At 59.1% G+C, this 8612-nt stretch carries 10 protein-coding genes; 4 read left to right on the plus strand and 6 right to left on the minus strand.

All coding sequences use genetic code 11. From position 1 onward, the window contains the following. Nucleotides 1-49: 49 nt before the first annotated feature. The 3 genes from ACE04F_RS11890 to ACE04F_RS11900 all read right to left on the minus strand — a co-directional run bounded on the left by ACE04F_RS11890 (nt 50) and on the right by ACE04F_RS11900 (nt 2062). Nucleotides 50-805 carry a fimbrial biogenesis chaperone gene (locus ACE04F_RS11890; protein WP_486106896.1) on the minus strand — a complete coding sequence of 252 codons (756 nt, stop codon included), beginning with the start codon at nt 803-805 and terminating at the stop codon, nt 50-52. A gap of 62 nt (nt 806-867) precedes the next feature. Beyond that, on the minus strand, nt 868-1401 hold the full coding sequence (locus ACE04F_RS11895) for a fimbrial protein (protein ID WP_486106898.1): 534 nt from the start codon (nt 1399-1401) through the stop codon (nt 868-870). A gap of 385 nt (nt 1402-1786) precedes the next feature. Continuing rightward, on the minus strand, nt 1787-2062 hold the full coding sequence (locus ACE04F_RS11900; protein WP_486106900.1) for a response regulator transcription factor: 276 nt from the start codon (nt 2060-2062) through the stop codon (nt 1787-1789). A gap of 252 nt (nt 2063-2314) precedes the next feature. Between ACE04F_RS11900 and ACE04F_RS11905 the strand changes: the two genes are divergently transcribed. The 3 genes from ACE04F_RS11905 to ACE04F_RS11915 all read left to right on the plus strand — a co-directional run bounded on the left by ACE04F_RS11905 (nt 2315) and on the right by ACE04F_RS11915 (nt 4714). Continuing rightward, nucleotides 2315-2719 (plus strand): MarR family winged helix-turn-helix transcriptional regulator, encoded by a 405-nt coding sequence (locus tag ACE04F_RS11905; RefSeq protein ID WP_486106902.1) that lies wholly within the window; start codon nt 2315-2317, stop codon nt 2717-2719. Nucleotides 2720-2771: 52 nt separating this feature from the next. Next, the gene (locus ACE04F_RS11910; RefSeq protein WP_486106904.1) at nt 2772-3980 is read left to right on the plus strand and encodes an MFS transporter; all 1209 of its coding nucleotides are present in this window, start codon (nt 2772-2774) and stop codon (nt 3978-3980) included. A 182-nt stretch (nt 3981-4162) separates the two neighbouring features. Continuing rightward, nucleotides 4163-4714, plus strand: coding sequence for a glutathione peroxidase (locus tag ACE04F_RS11915; protein WP_434572462.1), 552 nt, complete (start codon nt 4163-4165; stop codon nt 4712-4714). Between the two features lie 90 nt (nt 4715-4804). Here ACE04F_RS11915 and ACE04F_RS11920 read toward each other — a convergent pair whose 3' ends face one another. The 3 genes from ACE04F_RS11920 to ACE04F_RS11930 form a co-directional block, all read right to left on the minus strand. Further along, nucleotides 4805-6091 carry an OmpP1/FadL family transporter gene (locus ACE04F_RS11920; protein WP_486106907.1) on the minus strand — a complete coding sequence of 429 codons (1287 nt, stop codon included), beginning with the start codon at nt 6089-6091 and terminating at the stop codon, nt 4805-4807. A gap of 144 nt (nt 6092-6235) precedes the next feature. Next, nucleotides 6236-6718, minus strand: a complete 483-nt coding sequence (locus ACE04F_RS11925) for a hypothetical protein (protein ID WP_434601538.1) — start codon at nt 6716-6718, stop codon at nt 6236-6238. Between the two features lie 277 nt (nt 6719-6995). Next, nucleotides 6996-7220, minus strand: coding sequence for a hypothetical protein (locus tag ACE04F_RS11930; RefSeq protein WP_007898912.1), 225 nt, complete (start codon nt 7218-7220; stop codon nt 6996-6998). 931 nt (nt 7221-8151) lie between these two features. On the opposite strand from ACE04F_RS11930, the gene ACE04F_RS11935 reads away from it, so the two are divergent. Then, entirely contained in the window at nt 8152-8475 is a 324-nt protein-coding gene (locus ACE04F_RS11935) for a sel1 repeat family protein (protein WP_486106909.1), read from the plus strand. Nucleotides 8476-8612 lie beyond the last annotated feature (137 nt).

An 8612-nucleotide genomic window follows, 5' to 3' on the forward strand; every position in this document is an offset into this window, starting at 1 on the left:
GGCCCCGCTTCGACAGCGGGGCCTTCCCTGCCCGGTCTGTGGTTCGCCATCAGGGCGCTGTCTGTACCGGAGCACTGATCGGCCGGCTGTGGCCACCGTAATCGTTGATGGCGGTGAAAGTGACTTCAAGGTCGTCGGCAGGCTTGATTGTCGCCAAGGCAAACGTCTGACGTGAAAGCGGGGCGGCCATGTCCGCCCGCTGGAGTTTTTCACGCTGGTTTGCACTGTGCACTTCCAATTGGCTGAACGAGATGTGGAAAGGCCCTGGATTGTTCACCACCAGATGAGGCTTTCCATTTATCTGCTCCAACGACCATCGCAAGTCCGCCAGACGTTCGGTGGGTGTGTCCTTGAGTTCGGCGGGCCGATAGAACAGTTTTATGCGCGTGCGCAGGGCAATGCTGAGTATATTCTTGCCGGTCGAGCCGGCCTGGGGAATCTCCTGCACATTGAGATAGAACAAAGATTCACGATCCCTTGGTAACTGGTTGGGTAAGCCATTGACTTGAACCAGCTGTTCCTTTCCAGGATCAAGCCTGAACAAGGCCGGGGCGGCAATGAAGGGGACGGGGGTAGTGACATTGTCGGCCTCGGTGTTGATCCAGCTTTGAACGGCGAAGATCTGCTCGCTGGGGTTCCCCACGATCACCGATGTGCTGCGTTTATCACTGTTGTAAATCACACGGGTGCCATTGAGCATCAAGGCGGCGTGTGTATTGGGCTGATACGCGGCGAACGCCAATACGGCCAGGCAGACGCTCGGACGAGGTAGGCTAATGAGGCTTTTGAGCGTGAAAATAGGCATGGGAAAATCAAGGCTCAAGGAGGCTTTGCATGATGCCGAGGCGTCATGCAAAGCGCTTGTTATCAGTTGATGGCGACACTGAACGTAATGTCTGCCTCGGCGGGGCCGGGTGTGACGCTGCCAGTGGTGGCTTGATAAGCAGCCAGGAAGTTGATGTTGGTTGGGTCGGTGTCGCTCAGCGGAAAATCGGCCGATGCAACGCCATTCGGAACCACGTTCCCGCTGCGGTCCTTGATGCTGATGGCAACGCCCTCGGCGCCGCCGGGCTTGAGACCATAGAGGGTGCCGCCGCTGCCGGCTCCGCCTTGCAGCGAGGTGAAGGTCATGCTGGCGGTTGAACCTGGCGCAATCGTGCAGTTCGTGCCCGGCGTGATGCGCATGCCAAAGGCGCGTGAGCCCGCTTCGCTGCCCGGGCCGCTGAATTGAGTGGCGAGCACGCTCCCGAGCTGGACCAGGTTGGAGACGCTGCCGGAAATCGGGTCGATGATTTCGATCGGGCAAGTACCGCCTTTGATCTGGCCATAGAAATTGATGGTACCGTCTGTGGCGAGGGCTGAGGTACTGGCGAGTGCGAGGATCAATGCTGCGAGTTTCATGGATGGACTTTCCTGAGTTGATGGGTCAAGAGGCTTTTTGCCAAGTAACGGTGGCGCTCCGCGGGAGTCGTTGGGCTTCACTACAGTGATGAAGCGCGCCGGTGACAGAGGGTATGGAACTGAGTAGGACTGGTATGTAGGAATTTTCTAATGAGCCTGAGGGATCTATCGACGCAGTGGCGAGGAGAAAGGAAAAGATGTTCTGTCCGTTTCAGAATGTCGAGTTCAGCCCTGCTGTAACGGACTTGGCAGCGGCGGTCCGCAAGGGTATCTGATCAATGAAAATCGCAAGCATGTCGGCAGCAAGCTGGTTAAAGGGTTTTCGTCAGCTTGGCGCCGCTGCGCGCAAGCTGACATCTATACCGGGTCGAAACGCCAGCCTGCATCAGATCAAGCCTTGCTCCCGGGCAATTTTTCCAGCGAGATGCCGCGAGCTGACGCCGAACTTTCGGCGGATGTTATTGAAATGGTAATTGACATTGGCTTCGCTGCAGTCGGCGATCCTGGCGATTTCCCAGGAGGACTTGCCGATCTCGCTCCATTGCAGGAATTCCTTTTCCCGATTGGTCAATCTGATGGCCTGGGCTTCGTTGCATTCTGCGCCGCGCAGGTGGGTAGAGGCTGTCGGCGAACGTCCTGAAACAGCAGTGGCTTGGTACATGATTGAATCTCCCATTCATCAATGATGTGAACGCGTGCAGTCCCGGCGTTGCTTGCACGGCCCCCTTCAGACCTTGGTAGGACTGGGTATACCTCCTTATATCTGGATTCAATCGCGGCGGAACCTGTCAGGATTGACAGGTGCGGACGTTAAGCAGGTTGCAGGGAAAAAGCTTTTCATGACAAGGCCGCGCGCGGCCAGAAACTTCCTGAATAACTTGCGCTAAATTCATCGCGGGTATATACACGCACCATGCTTCCTTCCCAATGTTTGTGTATCAACCTGCGTCGTGCCGCCCGTGGCGTCAGCAGGTATTACGACGGCGCCCTCGACGGCTTCGGGATCAACGTTGCCCAGTATTCTTTGCTGAACAACCTGGCGCGTCTGGACCAGCCGAGTATTTCTTCCCTGGCCGAGGCCATGGGCCTGGACCGCAGCACGCTGGGGCGCAACCTGCGGGTGCTGGAAGGCGAAGGGCTGGTGAAGCTGGCCGAGGGCGAGGATCTGCGCAATCGTATCGTCGTGCTCACCGAGGCTGGGCGTGCCCGACTGGCGGCGGCGCAGCCGGCCTGGGAGGCGGCGCAACAGAAACTGATCGACAAGCTGGGCGCACAAAAGCGCGCGGCCCTGTTGGCCTTGCTGGATGAACTGGCGTAACGCCGCTTCGACCGATGATAAGTGGGTATATACCCGCGACCGGAGAACAACAATGACATCGATGTGGCGTACCTGTGGTTGGGTCCTGGTGGGCAGTGCGCTGATCCTGGCATTGTCGCTGGGCGTGCGGCATGGCTTCGGCCTGTTCCTGGCGCCGATGAGTGCGGATTTCGGCTGGGGCCGTGAGGTATTTGCCTTTGCGATTGCCTTGCAGAACCTGATCTGGGGCCTGGCGCAGCCGTTCACCGGTGCGCTGGCCGATCGCTTCGGCGCGGCCAAGGTGGTGCTGATCGGTGGCGTTCTCTACGCGCTCGGGTTGGTCTTCATGGGCCTGGCCGACTCGCCCTGGTCGCTGTCGTTGAGCGCCGGCCTGTTGATCGGCATCGGGCTGTCCGGCACCTCGTTCTCGGTGATCCTTGGCGTCGTCGGGCGGGCCGTGCCGGCGGAAAAACGCAGCATGGGCATGGGCATCGCCAGCGCCGCCGGCTCCTTCGGCCAGTTCGCCATGCTGCCGGGCACACTGGGCCTGATCGGCTGGCTCGGCTGGTCCGCCGCGCTGCTGGCGCTGGGCCTGTTGGTGGCGTTGATCGTGCCGTTGGTGAGCATGCTCAAGGACGCACCGGCGCCGCTGTCCGCCCACGAGCAGACGCTGTCCGAAGCGTTGCGCGAGGCTTGCAGTCATTCTGGGTTCTGGTTGCTGGCCGTGGGCTTTTTTGTCTGTGGTTTCCAGGTCGTATTCATCGGCGTGCATCTGCCGGCCTACCTGGTCGACCAGCACTTGCCGGCCAGTGTCGGCACAACGGTGCTGGCGCTGGTCGGGCTGTTCAATATCTTCGGTACCTACACGGCCGGTTGGCTGGGTGGACGCATGTCCAAGCCGCGGCTGCTGACCGGGCTGTACCTGGCGCGAGCAGTGGTGATCGGCCTGTTCCTCTGGCTGCCGGTGACCACCGCTACGGCGTATGTCTTCGGCATGGCGATGGGCTTTTTATGGTTGTCGACGGTGCCGTTGACCAACGGTACGGTCGCGACCTTGTTCGGCGTGCGCAACCTCTCGATGCTCGGTGGGATCGTGTTCCTGTTCCACCAGTTGGGCTCGTTCCTCGGTGGCTGGCTGGGCGGGGTGGTGTACGACCGCACCGGCAGCTATGACTTGATCTGGCAAGTGTCGATCCTGCTCAGCCTGTTGGCGGCGGCATTGAACTGGCCGGTGCGCGAGCTTCCGGTGGCGCGGCTGCAAGCGCAGGCCGGTGCAATATGAGTCGCGTCGGCCCGTGGTTGATCGCGGCCGGCGCCGCGCTGTTGCTGGCCTGCGCCTGGTGGGGCTGGCACCAGGGCGGGTTGGCGTTGATGCAATTGGGCATGGGTAACTGCTGAACAATGGACGGCGTCGGGCGGGCAGAGTAACGTCCTGGTCTGACAGGCTTTTAAGGAAAATCCGACATGCTGATGCGCTGGCTTGCTGTTCCCACCCTGTTGCTGGCTGCGGCCGGGCAAGTTTGGGCGGCTGATTGTCCGCCGCTGCTGGAGGGCTCGCTGCCCAAGCTGCGGGCCAAGGAAACCATCGACCTGTGCCAGCGCTTCGCCGGCAAGCCCCTGGTGGTGGTCAACACCGCCAGCTTCTGTGGTTTTGCGCCGCAGTTCAAAGGCCTCGAAGCGTTGAACCAACACTACAAGGGGCAAGGGCTGGAAGTGTTGGGCGTACCCTCCGACGATTTCAAGCAGGAGTCCAAGGATGGCGCGGAAACCGCCAAGGTCTGCTATGTCAATTACGGCGTGACCTTCACCATGACCGAGCCGCAGCCGGTGCGCGGCGCGGACGCGATCCCCTTGTTCAGGCATCTGGCCGAGCAGTCCAGCGCGCCGAAATGGAATTTCTACAAGTACGTCGTAGATCGCCAGGGCAGGGTGGTCGGCAGTTTTTCCAGCCGGATCAAACCCGACGATCCTGACTTCATCAAGGCCGTGGAAACGGCCATCGCTTCGAAACCCTGACCGCCAGCCACGAAAAAGCCCCGCCTCTTTGCAGAGCGCGGGGCTTTTTTTCGCTTCAGCTGGCGAAGTGTTCAGCTTCGCCGTGAATCATCAGAAGCGGTAGGTTGCACCGACACCAAAACCGTTGGCGCTGTTTTCGTATTCAGCGTTGTAGGCTTGGCCAAGACGGTTGCTGCGGTTGATGTTGACTTTTTCTTCCTTGAGGTAGGAATAGGCCACGTCGATGGTCAGGTCGTCGGTCGGGCTCCAACCGGCGCCCAGGCTGAAGATGGTCCGGTCGCCGGTAGGGATGCGTGGCGAGCGGTCTTCGTTGTTGGTGGGCGACTGGTCGAAAGTCAGGCCGGTGCGCAGTACCCATTGCTTGTTCAACTGGTAGGACGTACCGATGGCGTAGGCCCAGGTGTCGTGCCAGTTCTGTTCTTCGGTAATGGTGGTGACGATGCCTGGAGCCAGCAGCCCACCACCTGTGGTGACGCCCTCGTTGTCCACGGTGATGTCTTTCAGGCGGCTCCAGCGAGTCCAGGTGCTGCCAGCATAGACGGTCCAGGCATCGTTGATTTCCTGGGTAACCGAGAAATCCACCGATTCAGGCGTGGTGATGTCCAGCGAAGCGTCGTAGCGTGCACCGCGCAGAAATGCGCCAGGAACACCAGCGCCCGGCGTCACTTCAGTATGGCCTTCGAGCTTGTATTTGACTTTGGAGTGGTAAGTCAGGCCGATGCGAGTGGTGTCGGTCGCCTGGACCAGCAGACCGATGTTGTAACCATAGCCAATATCGTCGCCCTTGATCTTCACATTGCCTTCGGTGCCCGGCAACGGAGCGGGTAATGTCAGTGCCGATTCCAGCGACCCGGAAATACGGTTGATGGTCGGGCCGAAACCGATCGATACCTTGTCGTTGAAGGCATAGCTGATGGTTGGCTGGAAGGTCACGACCTTCACTTCGCTCTTGCTGCCGAAGTTGCGGCCCTGGAAGCTGTTTTCATAGTCGGTGATCAGGCCGAACGGGGCGTAGACGCCCAGGCCGAATGCCCATTTTTCATCGATAGGCTTGACGTAGTAGCCCATCGGAACGCCGGTGAACGGGACCATGTCGCCGTCGTTGGTGCCGGAGCGGGTACCGCTGGCATCGTTGATATCGGTGGACGCGTCGATCACGGCGAAGCCGCCGGTCACTTGCTCGCGCTTGAGGCGCGACATACCGGCAGGGTTGCCAAACACGGTGCTTGCATCATCGGCAGAAGAAGAACGACCCGCGAAGCCAGTGCCCATGCCACTGATGCTTTGTTCGTTCAGGGCAAAACCACTGGCGAAGAGTTGGCTGGATGCCAAGGTAACGGCAAGGCCAAGGGTGGTTTTGAGCATCATTTTTTTCATTGTTAGAACTCCAGGTGATCACCGACGCGAAAATTACCAACATTTTCCTGTAAGCGCTATAGCTTGTATGGCTTGATTTAGAGGGGTTTTGTAGGACAATCCGACCGAGTTTGCTGAAGTTGTAGGAACTTTCTGATTTTCCATTCAGCAAGCGACCTGATTCAGTGGTGAAACGCAGTTTTGCCAGGCACACGTGAAATCCCGCAGGCGCCCCTGAGGGTGAAAAGTCTGTCGCCAGATGCGCGCCATGCCCAGCAGGTCGCCGGCCTCGGGCAGCGGCGTGGCCTGTTCTTCCACCAGCAGCCAGGCAATGGCGGTGGCGTAGCGCAGATTGACGGTCAGTTCCAGGTGGGGACCGCTCAAGAATGCATGCTGGCTCGCCAGGCCGCGTACCAGGCTGGCCCGCTCCGGATCCAGCGCGAGGTAATCGTCCCACAAGGCTTGGTGGCGAGGTTCGGTGATGCGGTACAAGCCGTGCCCGCGCCGGTCGTGCAACGCCGCGCCGAGGCCGGACTGGCTGGCCGCAATCCCCAGCAGCAGGGTTTCCGCCGTCGTGCTGTGGCTCCCCAGGTAGAGGAGCGTCGGGCGGATCACGTATCGACACAGTTCGCTGGCAGCGATACCCATAAAACCCTCGAGACGGTAAAAAAGGCGAAGCCTGAAGATGTGGGCTTGGCAGCAGTGAATCGGTTCAGGCTCCGCCGGAAGCGGATCAGGCCGCTTGACTTGAAGTGTAGTGTCATATCCCTGCTGTAAAGGACTGTTTTTAAACCATCTTCGTCGAACGGTTATGACTGTTATAGCGCTTTGTGCTTAAGCCGTTGCGCTTTATCGAGAAATGCCAGGCAATAAAAAACCCCGCTTTTTCGGGCGGGGTCTTCGGGTTTTCAGCTTTGCGGGCGTATCAGGCAACCAGTGCCTGGCGGGTACGCTCGATCACGGCCTGCAGCGGCTCTGCGCTGGAGTACTGGTCGGGATACAGGCGTTCGCTGTGACGCGCGATGCCGTGTTCGTTGACCAGCGTGAAGCTGAAGCAGCCTTTGCGAGCGGCCATGATCAGGCAGTTCATTGGTGCAAAAGCGTTGGTCAGGGTGCGGATGGCATCCTGGGTATGGATTTGAGTAGACATGTTATGGGTGTTCCTGCAAATGACACGGTTAAGAACCGTGCCGCGTTAAAACGTTCCAGTAACGTCGACCACCATTGGTCGAACGAAGAACCCGACTGGAACAAAGCAGCCAGTTTGAGCGCTATAAAAAGGCGCGCTTGGGCTGGCAGGTAGGTACTTAGGAGGGCAGGCAACACATCAAGGGCAAAGGTTCTGGGCCCGGGGTGAAGATCCTGATCAATTTTGCAGGTTGGTTCGGTCAGAGTAACGAGCCTGGCAGACACCCTTTGCATTCGATCAAAGGCAGTGCTGACGCAGGATTTACCTGGAAACCATCGAGGGGGTCGGTCTCTTTTTATCGGTGAGGCTGCCCTTGAGGGTGGCTGACCGTGGAGATGTGTTCGACCCGGAATTGACTTTCAGCTTGGTACTAACGCCGCGGATACTAACGGATCGGATTACCGAAGGGAAGGCTGGTGATCAAAAAATATTCAAATCCGACCAGTGGGACGCCGCGCTCGGCCTTCCGTGGCTGACCAGCCCGGGCGATGAGCCAAGCGCTTTCCCGGGTTATCCCCAGGCCCCACCTCTCCGAATGCCTCAAAAAGCGCGGCGATATAACCGTTCGCGTGTTACTTGTGCACACTTGCGGCGAGGCTTGTCACCGAACTGTCATGTAGGAACATTCTGAGGTGGGTGCCTGTATCCAAAATTTAAGTCAATGAAAAACATCGCTTTTTTTAGCTGGTGAAAAAATCGTCAGTTTGAGCGCAGGCCCCGTTCCACAGGGCTTGCGGCGAGTTCAAGCTAGGTTGTCCACTGAGTTATCCACAGCTTCTGTGGATTGTCCCAAGCGCTTGCTCTAGGACGGGCGTGCTGGTTTTTTTCGACTTTACCCGTACGAAAAAAGGAGTAGAGTGGCGCGCCTTCTGACCTGTCACCGTAGTACGTTATGAAGTTCCGCTCAGTATCAAATCCTGTTACCTCCACACCCCACGGTGTTACTCCACCCAAGCGTATCTCGATGCGCGTGGCCGAATGGTTACTCGACAGCCCGCGCCTGGGCGAAAGCCCTAGCGTCAAGCACCTGGCCGGCCGCCTGCTCAAGCAACCGGCCCGTGAAGGCGTGGTGGCGGCTCAGAGCCGTCTCGGCCAGCTGATGTGCCGCGAATGCGGTAACGCTCGGGACCGGCGTATCGGCCAGGATCTATTGCGCCAGGCTGCCCGGGCAGGCGATCACCGCGCGCGCCAGGCGCTGGGTGAAATCGAAGACTGAGCTGGGCAACACCGGGTTGCTTGGTTAACCTTCGGGCTTTATTTCATCCGCGGAAATTCTCATGGCTATGGATTTGACCAGCCTGTTGCTTGGCCTGGCGGCCGCTGCGCTGCCATTGCTGGCGCTGGCCTGGCACC

The sequence above is a fragment of the Pseudomonas sp. AGC41 genome, from assembly GCF_057334555.1.